General features: G+C 42.4%; 18 protein-coding genes. 10 read left to right on the plus strand and 8 right to left on the minus strand.

Translation table 11 applies throughout. From position 1 onward, the window contains the following. Positions 1 to 7 precede the first annotated feature (7 nt). The 4 genes from GNIT_RS03370 to GNIT_RS17615 are packed head-to-tail and all read right to left on the minus strand — an operon-like array spanning position 8 to position 3,252. Complete coding sequence (locus GNIT_RS03370; RefSeq protein ID WP_014107723.1) at positions 8 to 571, minus strand: sigma-70 family RNA polymerase sigma factor; 564 nt, start codon at positions 569 to 571, stop codon at positions 8 to 10. A gap of 12 nt (positions 572 to 583) precedes the next feature. Further along, entirely contained in the window at positions 584 to 1,426 is an 843-nt protein-coding gene (locus tag GNIT_RS03375) for a mechanosensitive ion channel family protein (RefSeq protein WP_014107724.1), read from the minus strand. 40 nt (positions 1,427 to 1,466) lie between these two features. Further along, complete coding sequence (locus GNIT_RS03380; RefSeq protein ID WP_014107725.1) at positions 1,467 to 1,736, minus strand: hypothetical protein; 270 nt, start codon at positions 1,734 to 1,736, stop codon at positions 1,467 to 1,469. Positions 1,737 to 1,782: 46 nt separating this feature from the next. Then, positions 1,783 to 3,252: an OmpA family protein gene (locus GNIT_RS17615; protein WP_014107726.1), complete on the minus strand. Its 1,470-nt coding sequence runs from the start codon at positions 3,250 to 3,252 to the stop codon at positions 1,783 to 1,785. Between the two features lie 317 nt (positions 3,253 to 3,569). Between GNIT_RS17615 and GNIT_RS03390 the strand changes: the two genes are divergently transcribed. Both GNIT_RS03390 and GNIT_RS03395 read left to right on the plus strand, forming a co-directional pair. Beyond that, positions 3,570 to 4,775, plus strand: a complete 1,206-nt coding sequence (locus GNIT_RS03390; RefSeq protein WP_014107727.1) for a hypothetical protein — start codon at positions 3,570 to 3,572, stop codon at positions 4,773 to 4,775. After that, the gene (locus GNIT_RS03395) at positions 4,775 to 5,191 is read left to right on the plus strand and encodes a hypothetical protein (protein ID WP_014107728.1); all 417 of its coding nucleotides are present in this window, start codon (positions 4,775 to 4,777) and stop codon (positions 5,189 to 5,191) included. Before GNIT_RS03390 ends, GNIT_RS03395 begins: the two co-directional genes overlap by 1 nt. Positions 5,192 to 5,213: 22 nt before the next feature. Here the strand turns inward: GNIT_RS03395 and GNIT_RS03400 are convergent, their stop codons facing one another. The 4 genes from GNIT_RS03400 to pdsO all read right to left on the minus strand — a co-directional run bounded on the left by GNIT_RS03400 (position 5,214) and on the right by pdsO (position 11,500). Beyond that, on the minus strand, positions 5,214 to 7,277 hold the full coding sequence (locus GNIT_RS03400; protein WP_014107729.1) for an EAL domain-containing protein: 2,064 nt from the start codon (positions 7,275 to 7,277) through the stop codon (positions 5,214 to 5,216). Positions 7,278 to 7,390: 113 nt separating this feature from the next. Next, on the minus strand, positions 7,391 to 8,050 hold the full coding sequence (locus GNIT_RS03405) for a class GN sortase (protein ID WP_014107730.1): 660 nt from the start codon (positions 8,048 to 8,050) through the stop codon (positions 7,391 to 7,393). A gap of 25 nt (positions 8,051 to 8,075) precedes the next feature. Further along, a complete protein-coding gene (locus tag GNIT_RS03410) occupies positions 8,076 to 10,595 on the minus strand; it encodes a marine proteobacterial sortase target protein (RefSeq protein ID WP_014107731.1) in 2,520 nt (839 codons plus the stop codon). Between the two features lie 116 nt (positions 10,596 to 10,711). Next, positions 10,712 to 11,500: a sortase-associated OmpA-like protein PdsO gene (gene pdsO / locus GNIT_RS03415; protein ID WP_014107732.1), complete on the minus strand. Its 789-nt coding sequence runs from the start codon at positions 11,498 to 11,500 to the stop codon at positions 10,712 to 10,714. A gap of 307 nt (positions 11,501 to 11,807) precedes the next feature. Between pdsO and pdsR the strand changes: the two genes are divergently transcribed. The 8 genes from pdsR to acpS all read left to right on the plus strand — a co-directional run bounded on the left by pdsR (position 11,808) and on the right by acpS (position 23,942). Then, the gene (gene pdsR / locus GNIT_RS03420; RefSeq protein WP_014107733.1) at positions 11,808 to 12,506 is read left to right on the plus strand and encodes a proteobacterial dedicated sortase system response regulator; all 699 of its coding nucleotides are present in this window, start codon (positions 11,808 to 11,810) and stop codon (positions 12,504 to 12,506) included. After that, positions 12,503 to 14,827, plus strand: coding sequence for an ATP-binding protein (locus tag GNIT_RS18325; protein WP_014107734.1), 2,325 nt, complete (start codon positions 12,503 to 12,505; stop codon positions 14,825 to 14,827). Before pdsR ends, GNIT_RS18325 begins: the two co-directional genes overlap by 4 nt. 220 nt (positions 14,828 to 15,047) lie before the next feature. Further along, positions 15,048 to 19,637 (plus strand): PAS domain-containing protein, encoded by a 4,590-nt coding sequence (locus GNIT_RS03430; RefSeq protein WP_014107735.1) that lies wholly within the window; start codon positions 15,048 to 15,050, stop codon positions 19,635 to 19,637. A gap of 211 nt (positions 19,638 to 19,848) precedes the next feature. After that, on the plus strand, positions 19,849 to 21,567 hold the full coding sequence (recJ, locus tag GNIT_RS03435) for a single-stranded-DNA-specific exonuclease RecJ (protein WP_014107737.1): 1,719 nt from the start codon (positions 19,849 to 19,851) through the stop codon (positions 21,565 to 21,567). A gap of 119 nt (positions 21,568 to 21,686) precedes the next feature. Beyond that, complete coding sequence (locus tag GNIT_RS03440) at positions 21,687 to 21,968, plus strand: hypothetical protein (protein WP_014107738.1); 282 nt, start codon at positions 21,687 to 21,689, stop codon at positions 21,966 to 21,968. Position 21,969: 1 nt separating this feature from the next. Next, positions 21,970 to 22,692: a DNA repair protein RecO gene (gene recO, locus GNIT_RS03445; protein ID WP_041246280.1), complete on the plus strand. Its 723-nt coding sequence runs from the start codon at positions 21,970 to 21,972 to the stop codon at positions 22,690 to 22,692. A 47-nt stretch (positions 22,693 to 22,739) separates the two neighbouring features. Further along, positions 22,740 to 23,480 (plus strand): pyridoxine 5'-phosphate synthase, encoded by a 741-nt coding sequence (gene pdxJ, locus GNIT_RS03450; RefSeq protein ID WP_014107740.1) that lies wholly within the window; start codon positions 22,740 to 22,742, stop codon positions 23,478 to 23,480. An 18-nt stretch (positions 23,481 to 23,498) separates the two neighbouring features. Beyond that, positions 23,499 to 23,942, plus strand: a complete 444-nt coding sequence (gene acpS / locus GNIT_RS03455; RefSeq protein WP_014107741.1) for a holo-ACP synthase — start codon at positions 23,499 to 23,501, stop codon at positions 23,940 to 23,942. Positions 23,943 to 23,944: the final 2 nt, after the last annotated feature.

Below are 23,944 nucleotides of genomic sequence, written 5' to 3' on the forward strand. Positions count from 1 at the left end.
TTTAATGCTATGAGGCGTGTTTTTCTAAAACACGCTTAAACCTCATTTTTACGGCACTCAATTTTTGCTCAACTATTTCGGCTATCTCGCTGAACTCCAAGCATCCTACAACTCTAAAAACAACAATCGTTCTGTCTTCAACGCTCAACGAATCAAGCCATGTATTCATTTTTTGTTGGTTTTCGCTATCGTCAGTCGGTTCGTCTTCTGTGAGAATATCTTTGGTTTCATCAATGTTGACATAATCTAGCTTTTTTTTACGCAAGCGAGTGATTGATAAGTTATGGGCAATTTTGTATATCCAGGTTTTGAAACTGGCACGCTGTTCAAACCGAGTTATGTTGTTAAACACATTCAGCATAGTGTCGTTAACGGTTTCTTCGGCCTCTTCCAATGAGCCTAAATATCGATAGCAGACGCTGCTTAGCTGCCTATGATATCGATGAAAAAGCACTTCGTAGGCTGCTGTCACATAGGGGAGCTGTAGCTTTGCTAAGCGCACCAGTTCGATATCATCGAACTTTGACAGCCTTTCAGAAACACGATGGTTATCGTGTTCTGGGATTTCCATATTTATCAGCCTTTACTTTCTATCGGCTAGTCGCACGACAGTATATTTAGTGTTGAGTAACTCTTGATTTGGAATACTTAATTGTTCACCACTTTTATTTTCCAAAAGTGTGTTTACCGTGCTCACCATAACCACGTTGCCAGTGAATCCGTCAAACGTAACTTCATCACCTGGTGACAGCTGCTCGCGAGCATAAATCCCGGAGACAATACTGTTGGCTATACCCTTTGTACCAAGCCCTAAGGCTAATGCTAAAGCGATGCCTAAGCTGGCAATCAACACCGTAAAGATAGTATTGAGCAGCTGTGTTTCTAAGTCGAGTTGACCCACAACTAAGGAAAAAGTCACAAACAGAATAAGCATCTGCAGCACGCGGCCGACAGAGGCGCTATATTCTACTCCAACGTTATCCAGGGCTGATTCAACCTGTGTTTTTCCTTTCTTCGCGATAAATAGACCGATGAGAGCAATAAGCACCGCACCAAACAGCTTGGGTAAGTATAGTACGAAATTATCAAGGACGGCGGAGAAACGATCTAATCCCAGCGTGTCGGCGGCTGCTACGAATATAATAAGTACGAAAAATATGTGAAGGATGCCTCCGACCAGTTCTGAGGAACTAGCTTTAAATCCTAGGGTTTGTAAACTTTTTTCAATGCCGAGCTTTTCACAAAGTTCATTAAAGCCCACTTTTTGTATTATTTTTGCGATCCACTTAGTCACTAATTTTGAGAGGTACAAACCAATCACCACAACAATAATGGTAGCGATTAAATTAGGCAGGAAGCCTGCTATTTCTGTCCAAAAAATAGAAAGTGCGCTGCTGAATGACTGTGCCCAAGCATTTATATTCATTGTGTTTCTCCGGGCGATATTATAGCCCTAGGTACATTAATTAATGGTTGTTTTGGTTTGTGTTGTTTTCATTTTTACTAGTAGCTTTTTGTCGATGTAGTTCGAGTTTTCGTTTTGCAGAAAAAGCAGAAGCCCCGAAGCCTAAAAATATAACCCAAACCCATCCTACGAAAATGCTAGATACGTCCTTAACTGCGGTGATCCTCTGCGTTTCCTTTAGTACTTTCTCGAGCGCTTTGTGTTCATCAATAGCAGGTGACTCAATCGCCCATAGGGCTTTCAGTTTCTCTTCTTCAATACTCACTTTCATTCTCCAATAACAAAAACGGCCCACATTAGTGGGCCGACATATGGGGCTACTTGTTGACTATCAGTATTTCAACACGTCTATTTTGTGCTCTGCCTTCGGGCGTCTCGTTTGAGGCAACGGGCTTCTCTTTACCATAGCCAGTGGAGCTCACTCGATCTTTATCAATCTCACTCACTTGCGTAATAAAGTTTGCTACTACTTCAGCTCTAGCTTTAGACAGCGCTAGGTTAAGTTCGCTGCTGCCGGTCACGTCGGTATGGCCTGATACCACAATAGTAGCGTTAGGGAAGCGTTTAATTGCATCAGTAATTTTGTTTAACATAACAAAGTTAGATGATTCAATTTCGCTTGCACCGGGCTTAAACGCAAACCCTTGTGCACGAATTAACACGTTATCTCTTTGACGATAAACTGTCGCTTCTTCTTCTGTAAACATCGACTGCACTGCCGCAAAACGAGCGTCGTCTGCTTTTTTGGCCGCTTGCTCTGCTGCGCGTTCCATTTGAGCTTGCATTAATGCATTAGCTTTTTCTTGCTCCAACTGGCTTTCACGAGATTGAGAGTCAGACGTAATTTGCTTTACTTGCGTTTGTGCGTTACTCAAACTAGCAGTTAAAGACTCATTGTTATTAACTAATGCTGAAAGCTGTTGGCGCAAGCCCGCAACTACTTCTTTGTTCATTTGATTGAACTGAACATCGCTGTTAACTGGAGCGATAACTGTGCTTAATTGTTCTTGATACCACAATATTTTTTGTTCTTCGTCAAAATTAGCATTCTTAAAGTAAGCATTAATATCAGCTATGCCTTCGGCCTGTTTTACTAACCAAATTGCTCTATTAGAATGGATGTTGGCTTTCGCTGTGTCCGTTCGGTTGGCTTCTAATGTGTTGATTGCTAATTTAAGTTCGTCTTTTGCTTGAGCAATAGTTCTTGGTGCAATATCGTCTAAATCGTTCTTTTCTGATGCGGCGACAGCTTGTTGAGCAAAGCTCAACATGTTCTTTTTCAGCGCTTTAAGCTCAATTGCTAAGTATTGATTTTTAATTGCCTCAATATCTTTTTTCGCTTTCGCATCCTGACCTATCTCTAACAATGCAATGGCTTTTGCGAACTCTTTTTCAGCTTCCTGAAAATCTTCAGGCGCAACAGTCGTAGCATTCACATCAAGTGCTTTTTCACGGGCTAACAACACCTCTTCGAAAGTGTACTTTGCTTTGTCTGCTTGTGTTTTTGCTGCTTTAGCGCGTGCGACCGCCTCATCTGCTAGTTGTCCAGCGCCAGACTTACCTGCTTTGGCATCTTTCATTGCTTGGTCATAAACGCGCCTGGCTTCTTTCATTTGTTCTGGCGAATAGAATGCTAAATTATCGTCTTTTGCGTTCGTTAATAAGGTGCTGGCCTCTTGTACACTCGGGTACTGCTGAAAAATGTCTGCTTCACTAACTGAAGGGCTTGATGCACAACCACCTAGCAAAGCTAGCGTAAGGCTGATACTGATAATTGACTTTTTCATTATTGTTGCTCCATTCAAATGACTGCCAATATTGGCAATTTGACGTATAGACGTTGGCAAATGATGAAACGTCACAAATTAATCGAAATTAATCCGTATATTTATTTACTGCGGTATTTATTCTGCTTGGGCACTCTAAACTGCAGATTAATAAGAAGGACTAATAAGTCGCTGGATGTGATGTTTTATGTGCAGTGTATTTGGTTCACGCGCATTACATAACAGCGTATGATACAAAATAACTAAGGGCGCCAGATTGTTTGGCATATTACGCACTGATGTCTTATTTGTCGTAAATTCAATATGAAAAAAGAACAATGCTCTTAAATCCTAAAATCTTTGGCATTACCACTATATTATGTTCGCTTGCTGCGCCTTCGTTTGCGTCGACTGATCTATCTGAGCGGATAGAATTTAGTGGTTTCGGTCGCTTGATAGGGGGCTACTTAGATGAGAAAAGCGTCGAGTATGACGGCTATTCAGATAATCTGAGCTTCTCACAGCAATCTCTTTTTGCGTTGCAAACTGATGTAACCGTCACCGAAAAGCTCAGTCTTTCTGCTCAATTACTTGCTCATTCAAGTGAGAAGCGTGAGTCGGGCATTGAGTGGCTATATCTGAGTTATGAGCCAACTCAAAACTGGCGATTCAAGTTGGGCAAGTTGCGTACACCTTTTTTCCGCTACAGTGATGTTATTGACGTTGGCTTCGCTTATCCATGGATCTTGCCGCCACAGCAAGTTTATACCGCTTATCTGTTTTCAAATTATGAAGGTAGCAGTGCAACATATATTTCTAGTTTCGATGATGTTACCTTTGAACTGGAGGCATATTATGGCCGCTTTGATGGCGATCTTAATCAAGATGACCGGAAAGTTGCAGTTGAAGTCGATGCTTTATTCGGCACAATCTTAAGTATAAACAGCGGTAACTTCACGACAAGACTCTCTGTATTTAACTCGTCAGATTTTTCGGTAAACATACCAGAATTGACCCAGTTTTCTAATGTGTTAGAGAGTGCTGGATTTATTCAAAACGCAGAGTCGTTGCGTTTCGATAGCAGCGTGACAGTTTACCAAGCCGGTTTTAATTACGATAACCTCGATTACTTTCTCGCTGTTGAAGGCATGAAGATTGTAAGTGATTTACTGGCAGTTCCGCAGGTTGATTCGTATTATTTTACTGCAGGCTATAATTTCCATCCTTTGCAAGCACACGTGACTTATGCCGTGTCCAACAGTTCATACAATGCTAGCGATAATTTAATCCCCAAAGGAGTTAATCCGCAGCTTGATCAGCTGTCATTTGGTTATGACCAAATTATCAGCGGCTTGCCGGCGCTTTCGTTAAACTCTCTTTCTCTAGGTCTTCGCTGGGATTTCACCCGCGGTATGGCTGCAAAAGCAGAGATTACATTTTTAGATGGAAAGCCTGGTGACAATTCGTTCTTTAATAACGTCAGCGATCCAAATTTTAATGGAAAGGCGACGCTCTACCAAGTCGGATTGGAGTGGGTCTTTTAATGAAATATTTGTCAAAGATTTGCCTTGCCGTTTTGTCGATAAATGCATTTAGTATTTATGCTTCCGATGTGGTTGTAGTTGCGAATACTTCAGTAGACGATCTTAAAGCGGAGAAACGTCAAATAAGAGATATCTTTATGGGCAATGATTCTCAATTCTTTTTAAAGCCAGTGGTATTAACCGCAAAAAGCGAAGCGCGTTTTGTATTTAACACAAAAATAGTCGGTCTGACCGAATCACGCATTCAATCCTACTGGGCGCAAATGCGATTTAGTGGAAGGAAGAAACCACCGCAAGAGTTTGAAACTATTGACTCTATATTGGCTTTTTTGCAGGAAAACAAAGATACCGTTGCGTATGTACCCGCTGATACTGAAATACCAGCTAACCTAACGATAATCTACAAAACGGAATAGTAGTTAGGGCACCACACTGCTTTCATTGGAGCTTTTTTAAGATGATTTCCAAAGGCTCCGGCATACCAAAGTAATACCCTTGTAAAATGTGGCATCCGCTGTCTAACAGCAGTTGGCTTTGCTCAATCGTTTCAACCCCTTCGGCACACACCTGTAAATCTAAGTGTTTAGCCATCTCTATTATCGTTTTAGTCACCAATGTGCTGCGCTGTGATACCCCAATTTGATCAACAAATTGTTTATCTATTTTTAAGGTGTCTATCTTTATTTGTGTTAAATAGCTGAGTGATGAATAGCCCGTGCCAAAGTCATCAAGCGCAATAGAGCAGCCCATATTTCTTATTTCTTCAATAAATAGATTAGCACCTTCAAAGTTGTCTAAGTAGGCCGATTCTGTAATTTCAAACTCAATTTGCTGCGGTTTTACTTTATATTGCAACATTAGCCGATAGATGATGTTTATTAACGATGGGTTCTTGAGATCATGGATAGATAGGTTAAGAGCAATGGTAATCGAATTACGAACTGCAAATATAGAATGCGAGTCCTTAAACGCCTGTTCAATTACCCATTCGGTAATCTGCGTGATTTTTCCGCTTTGTTCGGCAATAGGAATAAATTCAGCGGGTGATATATGTCCTAACTCATCATTCGACCACCTAACAAGGGCTTCATAGCCAATAATCTTTTGATGAACATCTACTTTGGGTTGATAAAAAAGGGTAAATTCGTTCGCGTTAAGTGAATTATTTATTGCGTTTGCTATTCTTAACCTGCGACGGCTAATTTCAATCATGTCCTGACTAAATAAGGTAAAGCGATGACGGCCGTCTGCTTTAGCACGGTACATTGCAATGTCGGCATTGGCGACTAACTCAGTCACGTTAAAGTCAGAAGCACTGGCTCTGGCGACGCCAACACTGGTGCCTACCTGCAAATTCCACTGTTCTATATCAACGGGTTCCGAAATTCCTTTGATGAATCTACTGGCGGTTGCCTGCAGATAATCGTCGCTATATTTTCCTTCCAATAACACCAAAAACTCATCGCCTCCTAAGCGCGCAACAACATGTTCAGGCCCGATAATATCCACGATTTTTCTAGCAATAGCTCGTAGTAAACGGTCGCCAGTTTCATGCCCAAATGAGTCGTTTACTAGTTTAAAGCCGTCTAGGTCGAAGAACATCAATACAGCATCAGAATGCATAGTTTTTGCTTTTACCAAAGCAGTTTCCAAGCTTTGCATGAAGAATTGTCGATTTGGTAGACCGGTTAAGGTATCGAAATTAGCTAGCTTCTCCATCTCTTCTTGTTGCTCAGTCAGTAAGTGATTTTGCTGTTTGTTTTTCTCTATCTCTGTATTGATTTCTTTCATCATACTGTTGAGCCCCTCTGTCACAACAGATATTTCTCGCTTACCGTTAACAGTGGCAACCAGGCTGTAATTCCTAGTATCTTTGACTTTCCGCAAGAACGTTGCCAGTTGAATAAGCGGTTTCAACGTGCGGTTTTGAAAGACAATAATTAACACGACGTTAGCGAATATCGTTAAAATGGCCCAAGGTAAAATCGACCACAGCAAATTCTTTTTACTGACTAATAGTGGCTCCGATAGGTCATTTGCAATAATCAAATAACCCAATGATGATTGAATGTCCCCAATCCGCTTTTTGGCTAAAATAATACCACCGACTTTAGTCATGCCCAGTGGATATTGAAAGTAATCCTGATAGTTAATTTGCGGTAGTGCAATAATTTCATCAGGCGTTTTGTTGCGCCTTAAGGCGTTGCCTAAATAATCATTTAATATGCTACCGTTTTCATCAAAAACAGCTGCGAAGCGGACATTGTCGTACTGTTCTAACTGCAATAACGTACTATCGATCTTGAAATTGTCTTGTTCGTCGATGCTTGCGATTAGATCAATGGCGACGTTCTCAGATAAACCGTTGAGATCGTTGCTTGCGGTTTGTTGGTATAGGGTTTCGTAGGAATCAATTGCAAACCATAGAATAAGAGTGCTGACAGAAAGAATTGAGGTGAAAGCCAATATTGCAATTTCAGTCCGAAGACTTTTTATGAGCATATACACCATCCGCTATAAGCGTAATAATTTCTTCTGAAAGATATAGTTAACGCTTGTTTGTTAACACCTAGGATTCAGTTTATCGGCAATCAGGCCGCCAACTCAATCTTTTTCTATATTAATTGAGCTTTGACGACATACCGTAATGCAGGGTTGGGTTCCATGCTGTCAAACGGGTAGCAGGTAATTAAAGTAATGCTTGATGCGCCTCCTGTATTGTTCAAAACATCTAGGTTGTGTTGGTCGACAATCTCGATACTTTTTACACGATAAGCTTGTTTTAAATAGTTTGTATGCTCGCCCTCGCTTTCTAAACCGGTTCGTGGGGTGCTGGAGTTGCGGCTCGTTAAGTAAATGAGGTCGCCTGTTTTGGCCTGTTTCAACACGTCAAAGTGAGTATCACGATGACCCGCGATTGCTGCGTTTCCGCGTCTTCCTAACGCTGCAGTTTGCAACATGTGCGATGGACCAAATGCTAAATTACGTCCACTTGCCCCTGCCAATACATATTGTGTTTTTTGGTACATCTCAAGTTTAGCAACAGGATAAGTATCAGCCCATGGCCACGGTTTTCTTAGTTCTCCGGTTTTCATATAATGGTCCCACGAATCCGCAATTAAGTACTGTGCATATTGCGCCTTAGCCTTTATGTAAAATCCATCAATAATAAGAAATAGGGCAAAGGCAAAAAGCGCTAAGCTCATCATTGTTTTTAGTTTGATGCTCTGATTAAACGTGCGTTCAAAAATAGAGCCTTCTTTAGTTTGTCTCATTTACTCGGCCTCCTTTTAGTGTGTTTTAGCTTTTCGTCAAAAAAGGAACTTTCAGTGCATTGATGAGTAAACTGAGAAGCAGTAATAGCATTCCGGTAAGGATACTCAAATGCGCATTCGTAGCCGTTTGCGGTAGGGCAAATGCCTGATGTGATTGAGCTGCCTTTATGTTTCGTAACTGCAGAGCATGTTTTGTTACTTCTCGCGTTGCTTGCTGCTCAGCGCTTAAGGCATCACTATTGTCGCCATCACTCTCTATGAATGAAGGTTTACTTGGCGTGATGTCAACGGCCAGCAAGCTCGTATACTCACTAACAATGTGATGCTCAAGAGCGGTTGATGTTATCTCTTGAATGAGCGCTTCTTTTACTAATTCTTCGCTGTTATGGCTTTCTATACGAGGGCTGAGACTATTGGCACCCACTCTGTGAAAACGTGCCTTTTTATTTAGCGTGGCAGCATTGCGCTTGTCTCTCGTTAATTGAGAAATTTTTTCTCTGGCCCACACTACATTGATGCCTTTTGCTTTTTCTTGCAGAGCAAACTCAGGTTTAGCCAATTGCTTCGCAGCCAAGCTTTTTTCGAAACTGCTGTTAGTTAAATCTACTGTCTTGGCTGTTTTGCTGCTGAATGTCGTTTTGGGTGTAAAATGCCATGAAGAATGATTAAAGTTGCCAACTAACATTGGCTCACTTGTGTGTTGCAGCGGTGAATCTGTATTGTCAGTTATAGGCTGTTTGTAAGTAATTACTAATGGTTCGCTGCTATATAAATCAGAGATGACGTTCGGGTACATCTCAAACTGTTGATATTGCTGAATACCTTTTAAGTTCAGTTTGATGTCGGTCAATGCTGGTGCATTGATTTTGCCGAGTAGCTGCGCCATTTTTTCCTCAACGAGCCTAGTGTCACCGATAAAGGTAAAAGTGCCTTTGCCACTTTTTGCTGCTTCGGTCATGAAATAGCTGTTTGGAGCAGAGCCTATGCCAATGGTAAATAGTCTCGCTGGTCCCAAATTTTCCTCAATGAGCGTCATTAAATCGGATTCATTGCTGACACTGCCGTCTGTGATAAACAGAATTTGTTTGAAAAGCTCCGGATCAGCTTCACTTCGTAAAGCCATAGTCAGTGCTTGACGCATTTCTGTTCCGCCATTCGCGCTCAACTCTGAGATAAACTCAAATGCAACGGCTTTGTTTTCTTGGTCTGCAAATTTTGCTTGGCGCCAAAGAATTTCTGCATTGCTATTGAATTCAATAATATTAAATTTGTCTCTCGTACTTAAATCATCAATCGCATAAGCCAATGCTTGTTTGGCTTGCTCAATCGCTTTACCGGACATCGAGCCTGAGGTATCCAACACAAAGATAACTTCTCTGTCCAGATAAAGTGGCTCGTCTGGCAATGGCGGATATAGCACGATCAAGCCATATTCATTGCCGTTGACGAACTGCGTAAAGTGAGCTGAGGTTGGCTTGCTGCCCAACTCTGGCTGCCAATTCAATACAAAGTCATACATTTTCACCTGACTTCCATCCAGTGTAACGAGGTACTTATTATTCCCCAAGATACTCGTATAAATGCTGTGATGCTCACTTTCTATGCCCTGCAGTTGTGTTCCGGTGTTAAGCACGACACTGATATTGATGTTTTCTGAATATGCAGGCGCTGAGGCTAAGTCCTGCATATTGTTGCTGATTGCCAAGCCTGACATCTGCGTATTCCCTGAACTGCTGAGCAAAGCAAGTTCTGCCTGCTCCTCATTCGCGCTCGTTATCGCTGCATCAGTGTTTGTTGGCATGTATTTGGGTGTAATGCCTAAAGGAAAACGCAATGAATAGCTACCGTTCGAATATTGCAAGGTTTGTTGGTACTCAAGACTAATTATAATCGTTTCACCGGGGCCGATGTTTGCAATGTTATTGGTGAAGAGGTTAGGCCGCTTTTGTTCAATTAAGCTGGCTTTCTTACCTGCCAGCTTTGCTTGTTCAAAAAGCTGTTTCGCCTCCTGTTTCTCTTTTATCTGTCCTTCAATTTTTCGCTCGTCTATTTGAATCATTAAATGATCGACAGCCGCGTTTTCAGGTAGCGGAAATACATAGAGGCCATTTACCCATTCATTACTTGGGTTAGTGAAAGTTTGAGTGACAGTGGCTCTAGCAATCATACCTGTGACGGCAATTTTTACGTCGGTTTGCAGATTATCACTTAAAATAAAGGCGGAATTAGCGCTTGCGTGGTTTTTTCTATTGGGAGGGCTTTGGTCTTTATTGTCAAAAACCGCCTGAAAATAAAGTTGCCCTGATTGCGTCTCTTGATAAGGATTATTTACGGTAAAATTGGCGCGCTCGACATTGACATTCTCAATGTTGATGCGGTTGGGTTGCGCAGACGCAGATAGCGATGAGCCTGACAATGCTGGCCAGCCTAAACTCTCCTCATTGCTTAGTAGCAGTCGACTAGGAAAATCAGGTACTACAGCCTGAATAACACCAACGACAGTAACTGCGGACACAGCAATAATGAAGCGATGAAGTGATGCCATTAGAGTCTTCCTTTTTTGCTAAATTTAAATGTGATGTTTAAGAGCTAGTATGAGGAGCTATTACTGCGAGCTCTGATAAAGAGCTCGAAGTAAGTACTTATTTACTGCTGAGGTTTCTAGTTGTTTGCAGCGGTCATATCGACTGGTTTATTACTGACTTTCAACAACACGCGACGGTCAAAAAAGTTGTCTTCAAAGCTATCGCTTTCACTCACCAATTCTGACTCACCAAATGACTGTGTAATAATCTGATTGTCATTCACAAATTGGCTTACCAAATAATCCTTAACCGCCTTGGCCCGCTGTTCTGAAAGCACTTGGTTGTATGTCGATTCACCGCGCTGATCTGCAAAACCAGAAAGCTCAATTTTCAATTTTGGATTCTTTCGTAATTCACTCGCTAAACCATCAAGCTGCGACTTGTAATGGTCTTCAACGATAAATGAGGCAGTTTTAAATTGAATATTTGCTTCAAGACTTGGCGTAACTTGCTGCATTGCTTGACTCATCGCGCTGTCCATTGCTGCAATTTGTTGATTTGCCGAGGTAATCGATTGCTGATAATCCCGCTGTAGCGCAACCAGCTCCTGATTAGTGCTGTCTAATGCATTTTCTAATGCATTTTTTGTTTGCGTTAAACGGTTTTTGTCATTCACATCATCGGCAATCAATATGCCAAATAGACCCGCAACAACAGCACCGACAGGGCCGGCAACAACGGCACCAAGCACAACTCCCGTGCCGAAACCTACTGCGTTGTTTTGGTCTTCTTTGCTTTTTATTTCTTGGGCGCTTGGTGTTGCTAATTGTTCATCTGAACGAGAGCCCGCAACTGAAAAAGCTGAAGCACTCATTAAGCCTGTAAATGCGATAGCTAAGGTAATTTTATTAAATGCTGTTTTCATGTTTTTCTCCAAAGATTATTAATTTTTTATAAATGACTTTTTTTAAAGCATCTGTGAATCGCCATGTCATTAAACAAAGAATTCATGGCAACTTAAGGGAGAAAAAATGGCAATGTTGAGGTCAATTGTGGCGAAAAAATGGAAATTACCTCGAAGGGCTTTAACCTACCGGAATTTTCTATATAGTAAGTTTAATTCTTAATATCGATAGTTTAGTTGTTTATCTTGGGCGGTTTATAAAAAACACCTCACAAAAGCAGCTAGTTAAACGTTCTTAATAACAAGCTGTATGAACCAAAGGTATGTTATGTCAAAGCAAATTGCTTTAGTTGAAGATGACCGAGCGTTGAGAGATAACTACGTATCCGCGTTATCTAAACAGGGCTACGAAGTGAAAGCCTACGCAAATAGGCAGCAAGCTGAATTGGCCTTTGCAAAACAACTGCCCGATTTAGCTATTGTCGATATTGGTTTGGAAGATGAAATTGATGGGGGCTTTGCAGTATGCCAAACATTGCGCAGCCTCTCGAAAACCCTGCCGATTATTTTTTTTACAGCACGTGATAATGATTACGACACAATATGTGGTTTAAGAATGGGCGCGGATGATTATTTGACAAAAGATATTAGCTTGCCGCATTTATTGGCGCGCATAGCGGCCCTATTCAGACGCACTGAATTATTGAATGAACCTCAAGTTCCCTCAGACCTCATTGAGGCTGGAGATTTAGTCATGGACGCCAAGCGCATGACCGTGAAGTGGAAAGGACAGTTTATTGAACTCACTGTGACCGAATTTTGGATGCTACATGCGATTGCAAAATATGCTGGGCACGTAAAAAGTCGACAGCAGTTAATGGATGAGTCCAAGATGGTGGTCGACGATACAACCATTACGTCACATATTAAACGCGTGAGAAAAAAATTCGTACAAATCGACCCTAGCTTTGATCGTGTCGAAACCGTCTACGGCATGGGCTATCGCTGGAAAGCAGAGCATGCATGAATAAATGGCGCATTGGCTTACGCGTTAAGCTGCTTTTTTTCTCATCATTTCTATTCGCCATTCCGTATTTAGGCTATCAATATGTATGGGAATTAGAAAGCTATTTGCGCATAGGTCAAGAACAAACCATGGTCGGCACCGCCCGTGCAGTAGCGACAGCTTTGCATGAACGACCCAAACTTTTCGATGGGCAGTCTTCCTTTGTTGGTAACGTGCGGCCGGGGACAGACTTGTATGCCCACAGCATGGATTATCCTATTCAACTTGACGGTGATGCATCCGATTGGGACCAATATCAAGCTTTTAAACTCAATTATGCCGAGCAAAATCTCGTGCAAATTCAGCAAGCTTATCGTCCTCAAAGCCTTTCGTTTAAACACATGATTGGTCGTTATGAGAACTTTTTATATGCGTTATTTGAAGTAGTTGACGACAGCTTGATTTACCGAGCTCGCAATAGTTTACGCATCGACCGCAACGATTATTTGCAGGTGGCGATGACCGACATTAATGGTGAATTCGAGCGTTACCTCGTTGCGCCCATGCAGTCCGGCTGGGTTAATGCATACCTGCTTCAGTCTGATACACAGAGTATTCAACCCGAGCGCTTAGAAACTAAAATTCAAGGCTACTGGCAGCAAACGGAAATGGGCTATACGATAGAACTGCGCTTACCCGTTAGCATGATGTCGAGTAAAATTGCATTCGCGATCACCGACGTTGACGACCCGCAGACGCGCTTTTCCAAATACACGGTTGGAACCTCCGATCCGTCGAATAAAGACGCCTTGGGCACCATACTCATTCCGTCGCCAGATATTGAAAGTATACTGAAAGGATTGCAGTACGCGAATGCAAGAGTTTGGGTAATTGATAAACACATGCGCGTGTTAGCTAAGTCTGGCGAGATACAAAGTTCAAGTGGACTGCAAACTCAGGGCAGCGAAGAACAACGCATTTTTACTGATGAAAGTGGCAAAAATAGTGGAATTGAACCTAGTCGTTATGCTTCACTCGAAGCTGAACACCTTGTTGTTAATAGCTATGATGTTACGTTACTACAAGATGAATCAGACCAAAATAGCACTGGTTCACAAGCCGAAAATCAAATTGATGTTAAACAAACAGGCTGGTGGCAATATATTGAAAATGAATGGCTGCTTCCTGTTTACTATAAAATTCTCACTAAACCGCCCGCCGACTTTGTAGACGATCTCGAAAATGCCTATGCGCTGCAGGGGAAGGATATCGAACAGGCGCTCGGTGGCGTGCCGAGTTCGTTGTGGCGTTTAAGTGCAGATAAAAAAGCAGTCATTTTATCGGCCGCACATCCTATTTACATTGATGAGCAGGTAATGGGGGCCGTCGTTGTCGAACAAACGACAAATGGAATAAGAACGCTTCGAAATCAAGCCTTAGAAAAACAGTTTCATTTCATTTTGAGCGTGATTGTTTTAGGCACGCTTGCCTTATTTTTATTAGCATCACGTATTTCATGGCGAATTCGAAAACTTAGAAACGAAACAGAAAGTGCTATCGACAGTTCCGGTAAAATAGTCGGTGAAATTAAAGCGTCGGTAACGAATGATGAAATTGGCGATCTGAGCCGAACCTTCAACAGCGTGTTGTCAAAACTAAGTCAATATAATAGCTATTTAGAAAATATGGCGTCGCGTTTGTCGCACGAATTAAGAACTCCCGTAGCGATTGTTAACTCGTCACTAGACAATTTGTCGCTTGAGCAACATTCAAGCGACAACCAAGTCTATATTGACAGAGCGAAAGAGGGGATTGCGAGGTTAAGCAAAATACTGAGTAATATGAGTGAAGCAACTCGGCTAGAACAAGCTATTCAGCGCAGCGATATCGAGGAGTTTTACCTTGACGAAGTATTAGATGGGTGTTCGCAAGGGTATCGAATGGCCTACCCTGAAAGACAGTTTTCACTTGATTTGAAGCTAAAGAAGTTGATGATATCCGGTTCGCCCGAGCTCCTCGCTCAAATGTTAGACAAGATTGTCGCAAATGCGCTTGAATTTAGTCCTGATGACTCGGCAATAAAAATTGCTTTAACGGGGAACTCAAGTGCCTACAAAATTCACGTTAGTAATCAGGGACCATTGTTACCAAAAAATATGCAAAAAGAACTTTTAGACTCCATGATATCTGTTCGCAAGGAACAAAACACAGAGCAACCACATTTAGGTCTAGGTTTGTATGTTGCTAAAATGATTGCACTTTTTCATCATGCCGACATTAGTATCGACAATCAAACCGATGGTTCGGGCGTTGTCGTCACAATAAGTTTTAAATCCCGCTAACGCTGCCGATAAAGAGTTATGAAGATGCAACTATCACGTACTTGCGCAGCTAAAACGATGAGATTCTCACACACTAAGTTTGGGACATATTCTGCGACAGATACGGTGTATTAGTTATTTATAAATATACACTATATGTCGTGCGACTATTTTTAAGTTGACGCTCACGATGTAAGTTGTCTCATAGGATATCAATTTATTTTCTTTGGATACTTTTAAGATGCCACGACACCTGCTGCTTTCGATTTTTTCCTCAACAAAGCGTGTAGCTTTCTTAGCTTTGTTGTTTATCAGCCCTGCATGTTTGGCATTGGGTGATAAATTAGCACGCCAAGATGAAGCAACATTGAGCCTAGTCGCCTATTCGGGCATAGGTTTGATTGTCGTGCTCTTAGGACTGGCAATTTATGCGTTTGTAAGTATGCATTCTAAAAACAAAACCATTGAAATTCACGATGAAGTAATTGCACACAAAGACGACATCTTACAAAAAATGAATAACGGCCTCATGCTAGTGGGCTTGCGTGGAAACGTCGTTGAAGTGACAAATCCTGCAGCTAAATTACTAGGGCGTGAGAAAAGTAGGGTATTAAACCAGCCGCTGGTGGATTTTTTCAAAGCAGAGGCAAAAGATGCAATTAATAAAGCAATGGACGGCAACGAGACGGTGAAAATGGTGGTGACCGCCCCGTCTAGTAATATGGAGTTGCGCCTCACGATTGTGAAAAATACGTCCATGTATGACGGTGTAGCGTTTGTTGTCAGTCTCGAAAATGTCAACGATTATGAAAAAGAATTAAAAGAAACAAAGATCAACTTAGATGAACTGAATGAGCTGACCGAGCATTTATATTTAGGTCAAATGACTATTGATTTTGAGGCGGAAACTTTCCAAGCAAATCAAATACTGTCTACTATTTTGGGTCAAAATGAAGAAGTTTCAGGGGACTTCGATAAGTTACACAAGCTCATTTGTCCGAATAATATTACCTTTTGGAAACAGTCGTTTGAGCTAGCGAAAGAACAGCATGAAGTTGACTTTAAAAGCGTTTTGCAGTCGATTGAATTCAAAGTGCCAGTGCGCATTGTTGCCATTAGTACGGCGAAAAACAGCAAGGGTAAGTCGACGAAGTTCAAATTATTAGTCATTGATGAAACTGAAATTAGCCAAAACCAAAGAAAAGAATACGCAAGCGAACAAAAAGTGAAAGCGATGCTGAATGTGTCGCTGCATCCTGTTTATATACTTGATGACGAATGCCGTATTGTTGCAATTAATAATCCATTCGAACGCATGTTTGGTGTGCGTATAGCGGATGTTAAGAACAAGCGATTTGATTTGCTAAACTTAGTGCCAGAAGACATCAACATTTTACATAACCCAGACTCCACACCGGTCTCAATTGGTAGAGCGCTCAATAGAGAGTTTAGCGGTAAAGTAGGCCGAAAACTTGAACAAGCGCATCTGGCGGCAGATGCTCCGCAAAGCTTTAGTGCAGGGAATGATAGCAATACAACGCTGCATTTACGCGTCACCTTGCAAGCTTTCGGCGATGATAAAAATGAACGCGCTGGTTTTGCTGGTATGTTCCAAGATTTAACCTTGTTAACAGAAACGCAGCGTCAGCTAGAATCTGAGCGTACTCACTTCTCTAATTTGCTCGATATTGCGCCAATAGCCGTCGCAACGATTGATGCAGACGACAGAATTGTCCATGCAAACACGGCAATGACAGAGCGTTTGGGCTTAAATGAGAAAGAGCTTAAGAAAGGCACGTTTTATCAATTGTTTAACGATGCGGATGCTGCGGGCCGCGCAGCCAAACAGCTGCACCAGACCGGTCGCTTAAGAGCGTTCAACACGAGCTTGCGTGGTAAAAACGAGGTGATGCATCCGAGCGAACTGCATATAGATTTATTTGATAAAGAAAAAGAACAATACGTTTGCTGGATTTCCGATCGTTCGGGCGAGCAGTTCCAGGAAGATAAATTCCATGGATTGCTTGAGCATAGCAGCATGCCAATGGCAATTTTGGATGAAAAAGGATTCTCCAGCGTCAACCCTGCAGCATGTGAATTCTTTGGCGTTGAAAATGAAGATGATTTATGGGGCTTTGCACCTTATTCACTCGAGTTAAATAACGACGAAGGTGAGGCATATGAATTAGAACGTATCGTCAACAAGGTGAAGTATGACGGTCGCGCGAAGTCGATTAATTGGGAGCATAAAGTAGGTCCAACATCGCGTCCTTGTCAAGCTACCTATATACCTGTTTACAAGGGGAAAGAATTTGATTCAATTCTTTGTATGTGGACCGATTTAACAGAGATCATTCAAGCTGATCAAGCTAGATTAGAAGCAATTACTGCGCATAAAGAAGCTGAGCGCGAAGTGGCTGAGAAGCAACAATTATTGCGTTCAAGTCACGAGCAGCTTGCCACGAAACTTCGCGATCTGCGTGATACTGAAACTAAGCTTCAGCTAGCTCATGACGAAATCTCTGAGGCCAAAATTGAATATATCACGCTGCAAGAACAGCATCAGAGCGTCACTGACAATCTTCAAAAAGTGCAACACCAGTATTCACAAAGCAGAGAGATGCTGAGTGAGGCGCAAGACGTTAACAATACGCTAACTGAACAGCTAGAGCTTTCAACGAAGAAAGTAAATAACTTGCAAAGTCAGCGCAACGAAATTTCGAACCAATTGCAGTTGAGCGAGAAGAACTTCAAGGAAGCACAATCGCAGCTTGAAGCTAGTGAAGAAAACTCGAAGCAACTGCAGATTCAGCAGCAGCAGCAGCAAGAAAAAATGCAGGCTTACGTGACGCAAATTGATTCATTGAAGCAATCAATTACCGATAAAGACGCAGAGATTAATGAAGTTGGCTCTCAAATCACGGGTCTCCAAGAGCAGCTGCAAACCAGCGATAGTAATAGCGAGAAGTTAAAGCAAGCCTTAATTAATCAGCGCAAAGCTAGCGAAGAAGCTGAAAATCAGCGTCGTGAAATTGAGCAAACGTACAAACTAGCGCAATCAGAATTGACTAATAAGGTGCGCCACGTTGAGCATCTGCAGAACGAAATGCAAAAATTTGAAGAAATGTCGAAGCAAGAAAAAGGCGACATGGCGGCTCAGCAAAGCAAATTGATGCAAGAGCTGGAAGAAAAGCAAAATGTCCTGCAAGAAACTCAAAATGCACTTGATGAGGCGAAACAAACTGCCGAACAAGAGAAGCTAGAGAAACAGAAGCAGCAGGAAGAGATGAAGCGCGTTGAAGCAGAGCTGGCCGAAGCTGAGCAACATGCGGAGCGCAAGCTGCAAGAAATGAAAGAGGCTGAAGAGCTGCGCTTAGCCGAGCAGAATAAGCTCCACGAAGAGTTAAAAGCGAAACAACAGAAACTGCTTGAAACTGAGCAAATCTTAAGTGACGCGAAACAACAAACAGAAGCTGAGAAAGCAGAGAAACTTCGCCAGCAAGAATTGTTCGACAAACTGCAGGCAGAGCTACAAGAAATTGAGCAACATAGTGCCGCTCAGCAGGCCAAGATTGAACAATCAGGTAAACAGTGGGAAGAGCATCAAGCCGAGCTTAAGCTAGAAGTAGAGGCTAAACGTCAGCAGTTGCAAGATTCACAAACGAAACTCGATGAAATTCAGCAGCAGGCTGAAGCTGAGAAGCTTGCACGTCTTGAAAAAGAGCAAAAACTCGAACAGTTAACAGTTGAATTGTCTGATGTTGAAAGCCGAGCGAGCAAGCAGCGCGAAATGCTTGAAGGCAGCGAGGAACAGTGGACTGCGCATCACAAACAAATTGAAGAACAGAAGAAGCAGCTACAGCAAGCTCTTATTGCTGCTCAGGAACAAAACAAGAGTCTGCAGGAAAAACTGCAGGGCAATCTAAGTGAGCTACAGCACGCGGAATCGCAGGTTTCAGAGACTCAGTCAGCAGAGAACAAACTGCAGGATGAGTTAAACAATGCGAAAGCGCAGCAAGAAGAGTTGGAAGCACGTATTAAGCAGCAAGAGCAGCAAGAGCTTGCGCTTAAAAAGCAAGTAGAGGAACAACAGGCAACCCTGTTAGGTCGTGAGCAAAGTATTCAGGATATGGAGCAGAAACAAGCGCAGCTGTTGGCTCAATTAGAAGCGGTTCAGCAAGAATACAGTCAGAGCAAGCAGAGCCTGAGTGAGCAACAAAATAATCAGTCGGGTCTAGCTGAGCAGTTGGCTTCATTAGAGAATGAGCTACAGTCAAGCAAAGCGCAGTTAGATGACAAAGAGCAAGCGTTACAGAAGGCGCAACAACAGCTACAAAGCAATGAGGAGATGCTCTCTGAGCAGGAAGATGCGCTAGTAGCTGCGCACAAAGAAGAGTTACATCAAGCGCAAGAGCAAATGAAGACGCAGAAGAAGGAAAGTGCAGTGCCAGAGCAAGAGTCTGCAATTGCAAAAATACCTATGCCTGAAAACCCGAGCGTTTGGTTTGATTTGCTGCCTTACCTGCAGCAGCAAGGGCAGGTGGACTCGCTGTCTACAGCGCTCAATCAGTTAATTTCTGAGTTGGAGACAGTTATTGTCTCGACCGACAATGCAGTGATGCAGGATGATAATGGCGAAATTTTGCGCGGGGCCAGAAAGCTTGTTCAGTCGGGTAAGAAAGTTAACGCAGATGCATTATTCGATGTAGTTAGTCGATTAGAAGTCGACTGCGGATCCGGTATGGTTGACAACATATCGATTGGTTGGCCGAATACCAAGCGTGCTTTCTCCAACACGCTGCGAGTAATTTATGAAAATTTACATGGTTAAAAGGCAAAAATAGTAGCCCAACATAAGCCGTCATAAGCGTTTAAGGTGCCCGCTGGAAATTTGATAAAACTTTCAGCGGGCTTTTTTATTACTCGAGCACTCTCATGCGCTTTCACTGTCTTTTGAAAAATATCTATAAACTTGGCTATAAAGTTAATGACTCGCCTGTGTTAAACTCACTACCATATCTTGAAATTTAGAGAAATCAGTTTTGCAAATACAGAGACGCCACGCCGTCATTTCTAATCCTATCGATGTTCAACTACCACCAATTCTAGACAGGTTATATCGAAATCGAGGCGTTACCGACGTCGCTCAAATACAAACTCAGATAAAAAAGCTACGTCACTACAAAGAGTTAAAGGGAATTGAAAAGGCTGCATCATTAATATGTGAAGCAATAAAGCAAGAATTATCAATCTGCATTATTGGCGATTTCGATGCCGATGGCGCAACCAGTACTGCTATTTGCATGTTGTCTCTGAAGGCATTTGGTCATACAAATGTTCATTATTTGGTGCCAAATCGTTTTGATTTTGGATATGGACTAAGCCCCGAAATTGTCGATGTTGCCCATCAAAACAATGCTGAATTTATAATTACCGTTGATAATGGGATTTCGTGTGTTAATGGTGTGAGTCATGCAAAGGATTTAGGCATGAAAGTGGTGGTCACAGATCATCACTTACCAGGTTTTACGCTGCCTGACGCTGATGCAATAGTTAATCCTAACCAGCCTGGTTGCGAATTTCTTTCTAAGAATTTAGCTGGAGTTGGCGTTGCTTTTTATGTGATGTTGGCCGTAAAAGCAAAGCTGCAGGAGCAAGGATGGTTCGAAAAGAAAAACATTCCAGCGCCGAATTTGGCTAATTATCTCGACATTGTGGCTTTAGGCACGGTTGCCGACGTTGTGCCATTAGATCAAAATAATCGGGTACTAGTACATCAAGGGCTCCAGCGCATTCGCAGCGGTATTGCCCGCCCGGGTATTCGAGCTATATTGGATGTTGCGGCCAGACCTTGTCATAAGCTCTCATCAACCGACCTTGGTTTTGTGTTAGGTCCGCGCTTAAATGCTGCGGGTAGACTTGATGACATGTCTCTAGGTATCGAGTGCTTGCTGACAGAAGATGAACAAATGGCACGGCAAATGGCTGCGCGATTAGACGCATTGAACTTAGAGCGTCGTGAAATTGAATCATCGATGAAAGAAGAAGCTGAAAAAGCACTTCAGGCTTTTATGTCTGATGGAAATGACTTACCTGCTGGTGTTGTTCTTTATCAATCAGACTTTCATCAGGGCGTTATCGGGATATTAGCGGGCAGAATCAAAGAGAAATACTATCGACCCACTATTGTCTTTGCGCAGCAAGACGATTACGTCATTAAAGGCTCTGCTAGGTCAGTTCCAGGCGTTCACATTCGCGATTTGTTGGAAACGGTAAATACGCAGCACCCGGGTTTAATTGATAAGTTTGGTGGCCACGCGATGGCTGCAGGACTCAGCTTACAAACAACAAAATTAAGCGAGTTTAAAGCAGCCTTTGAGACTGCGGTTGCGCTGGCAACGAAAGGTTTACCAATGCATAACTTGATTTTGTCTGACGGTATCCTAGAAAGTGACGAAATCAATATTGATAACGCTAGTCTTATTAAGTTGGCGGTTCCTTGGGGACAAACCTTTGAGGAGCCATTATTTGACGGGGTATTTCAAATGCGCAGCCAGCGCATTGTTGGTAAAAACCACTTAAAAATGGTCGTTAGTTTAGACGGCATAGAATTCGACGCTATTGCTTTCAATATTGACCTAGAATCATGGCCAAATGTCAAAACTAGGCAAGTTAAACTGGCTTATAAGTTGGATATTAATGAATTTAGGGGCCAAATCAGTGTACAATTGTTGGTCCAAGCGCTCGAGTCAGTCGATTGAGGCGTATTTTCAAATAAGGTTCACAGTCGGGCTGCCAAGTCATTTTGAGTAAGCAAGATAAGCTGATGAAACCGAGCTCATTATAATATAATGCGGCTAAAATGAGGCATATTAGAACGATGGCAAGAAAAACAGCTTTGCAAACATTACTAGAAACTCACCCAAACTTGGTGCATTCAGAATTATGCAAAGTGACATCACATGTGCAGCGCGAAGAAGATGGTTGGTTCGTTAACACACTCCTAATCGTTAAATCGGATGTCCCTTTCATCTTCAAACGACGCAAAAAATACAAAAATCTAGAAAGCAGCGTCGTCAATTTAACTTATTACCCTGAAGTAAAAGAAATCGCGGGTATGGAATTCGAAACAATGAAAGTTGTTAGGATCAAAGTGAGCTAGCTTGAACAAAGACATTTACGATGGGTATGTGCTCCATCGACGACCTTATCGTGAAACTAGTCTTATTGTTGACTTCTTTACCCTCCAGAATGGCAGGGTTAGCGCAATGGCGAAAGGTGCGCGAAGACCAAAGTCAGATAAAAAAAGCTTATTGCAGCCACTTCAGGCGGTTAACTTCGAACTGAGCGGCCGCGGCACGTTGCGAAATTTAGGAAGAATTGAATCGACCTCTAGATCGTATGTGCTCTCACAAAATGCGTTGTTTTGTGTGTTTTATATGAATGAAATATTGAATAGGGCGCTACCGGAATCGGAAGTATTTACCCGCTTGTTTCACCAATATGAGTTATCCTTGAACACACTGCAGGCACTATCAAGCGCTGATTGTGAATTAACGGAAATTGAACCTGTATTGAGAAATTTTGAATTTGTACTGCTTGAAGAGTTGGGTTATTTGCCTGACTTTACTTATGATTCACAGAATGAGCTGGAGATAGTTGCTAATAGGAGCTATTCGTTAATGAATGAGATTGGTTTTGTTGAATGTGACCCGCATCAGTCTTTTGCCATTAGCGGGCTCGATATATTGGCAGTGAATGATAATGACTGGCATCCTGCGTCGCTAAAAGCGGCAAAAAAGATAAGTCGTATTGCCTTGCATCCAATATTAGGCGACAAACCGATTAAAAGCCGTGAACTATTTAGCACTAAAACAACTACTTAAACTAACCCTTTTTCGCTAACCCTTTTCGGCAATCCAAGGAGAGCCAAGTGCAAGATATATTACTAGGTGTCAACATTGACCATATTGCGACACTTCGCAATGCAAGAGGTACTAACTATCCCAACCCAGTGCATGCCGCTGATGTTGCTGAAAGAGCCGGTGCCGATGGTATTACAGTGCACTTGCGTGAGGACCGTCGACATATAAAAGATCAAGATGTGTATTTACTCAAAGAGACCATTAACACACGCCTCAACCTTGAAATGGCGGTGACCGATGAAATGCTCGCGATCGCTGCCAAAGTGTTGCCTGAATTTTGCTGTTTGGTACCTGAGAAGCGAGAAGAACTGACGACCGAAGGCGGTTTGGATGTTGCTGGTAATCTTTCGAAAATGCGCGCGGCTTGTGAGCAATTAAAGGCACAAAACACCTTAGCCTCATTGTTCATCGACGCCGATGAAAAGCAGATTGAAGCTGCGCTTGCGGCTGGAGCGCCTTATATTGAAATCCACACTGGGCAATATGCTGAAGCAAAAAATGAAACACAAGCCGAGTTTGAATTGGCGAAACTCATTAAAGGCATACGGTATGCGCATAAATTGGGATTAAAGGTAAATGCCGGCCATGGCTTGCACTATCACAACGTCAAACCAATCGCGGCTATCCCTGAATTAATTGAATTGAACATTGGGCATAGTATTATTGCGAGAGCTGCATTCGACGGTCTTGAAAAAGCAGTCAAAGACATGCGTTTATTAATGCAAGAAGCAAGGTTAGGTCACCGTTAACTAACTCAGGAGTAGTGAATGCCCATTGTCGGAGTCGGAACTGATATTGTTGAAATTGCAAGACTGCAGGCGAGCGTTGACCGTTCAGATTCTATGGCCAAGCGGATATTAACGCCTAGAGAATATCAAGACTACTCAACGTTAACTGAATTGCCAACGCTTAGATCGCGCCAACAGGCGGGGGCGGTCGACAAAGAGTCATCGATTATCAGTTCGCAAGCGCGCTTTTTAGCCAAACGTTTTGCTGCAAAAGAAGCTGCGGTGAAAGCCATTGGCAATGGCATTGGTAATGGCGTTAGCTGGCAGCAAATTGAAATTGCACATCATGCTACAGGCCAGCCTTATATGCGTGTAAACGGTCACCTTGAGAAACTTTTTAAGCAGAAAGGCGTTAACCACACGCATATTTCTATCTCAGATGAAAAGCATTATGCAACCGCTACCGTCATTTTAGAGGGGTAATA

It is taken from the genome of Glaciecola nitratireducens FR1064 (genome assembly GCF_000226565.1).
Classification (GTDB): domain Bacteria; phylum Pseudomonadota; class Gammaproteobacteria; order Enterobacterales; family Alteromonadaceae; genus Glaciecola; species Glaciecola nitratireducens.

Excerpts from the sequence above, each read along its gene's own strand:
- GNIT_RS03400 (WP_014107729.1), bottom strand. The coding sequence starts at position 7,277 with ATGCTCATAAAAAGTCTTCGGACTGAAATTGCAATATTGGCTTTCACC.
- pdsR (WP_014107733.1), top strand. The coding sequence starts at position 11,808 with ATGTCAAAGCAAATTGCTTTAGTTGAAGATGACCGAGCGTTGAGAGAT.
- GNIT_RS03440 (WP_014107738.1), top strand. The coding sequence starts at position 21,687 with ATGGCAAGAAAAACAGCTTTGCAAACATTACTAGAAACTCACCCAAAC.
- GNIT_RS18325 (WP_014107734.1), top strand. The coding sequence starts at position 12,503 with ATGAATAAATGGCGCATTGGCTTACGCGTTAAGCTGCTTTTTTTCTCA.
- GNIT_RS03395 (WP_014107728.1), top strand. The coding sequence starts at position 4,775 with ATGAAATATTTGTCAAAGATTTGCCTTGCCGTTTTGTCGATAAATGCA.
- GNIT_RS03410 (WP_014107731.1), bottom strand. The coding sequence starts at position 10,595 with ATGGCATCACTTCATCGCTTCATTATTGCTGTGTCCGCAGTTACTGTC.
- acpS (WP_014107741.1), top strand. The coding sequence starts at position 23,499 with ATGCCCATTGTCGGAGTCGGAACTGATATTGTTGAAATTGCAAGACTG.
- GNIT_RS03390 (WP_014107727.1), top strand. The coding sequence starts at position 3,570 with ATGCTCTTAAATCCTAAAATCTTTGGCATTACCACTATATTATGTTCG.
- GNIT_RS03430 (WP_014107735.1), top strand. The coding sequence starts at position 15,048 with ATGCCACGACACCTGCTGCTTTCGATTTTTTCCTCAACAAAGCGTGTA.
- GNIT_RS17615 (WP_014107726.1), bottom strand. The coding sequence starts at position 3,252 with ATGAAAAAGTCAATTATCAGTATCAGCCTTACGCTAGCTTTGCTAGGT.
- GNIT_RS03370 (WP_014107723.1), bottom strand. The coding sequence starts at position 571 with ATGGAAATCCCAGAACACGATAACCATCGTGTTTCTGAAAGGCTGTCA.
- GNIT_RS03375 (WP_014107724.1), bottom strand. The coding sequence starts at position 1,426 with ATGAATATAAATGCTTGGGCACAGTCATTCAGCAGCGCACTTTCTATT.
- GNIT_RS03405 (WP_014107730.1), bottom strand. The coding sequence starts at position 8,050 with ATGAGACAAACTAAAGAAGGCTCTATTTTTGAACGCACGTTTAATCAG.
- pdsO (WP_014107732.1), bottom strand. The coding sequence starts at position 11,500 with ATGAAAACAGCATTTAATAAAATTACCTTAGCTATCGCATTTACAGGC.
- GNIT_RS03380 (WP_014107725.1), bottom strand. The coding sequence starts at position 1,736 with ATGAAAGTGAGTATTGAAGAAGAGAAACTGAAAGCCCTATGGGCGATT.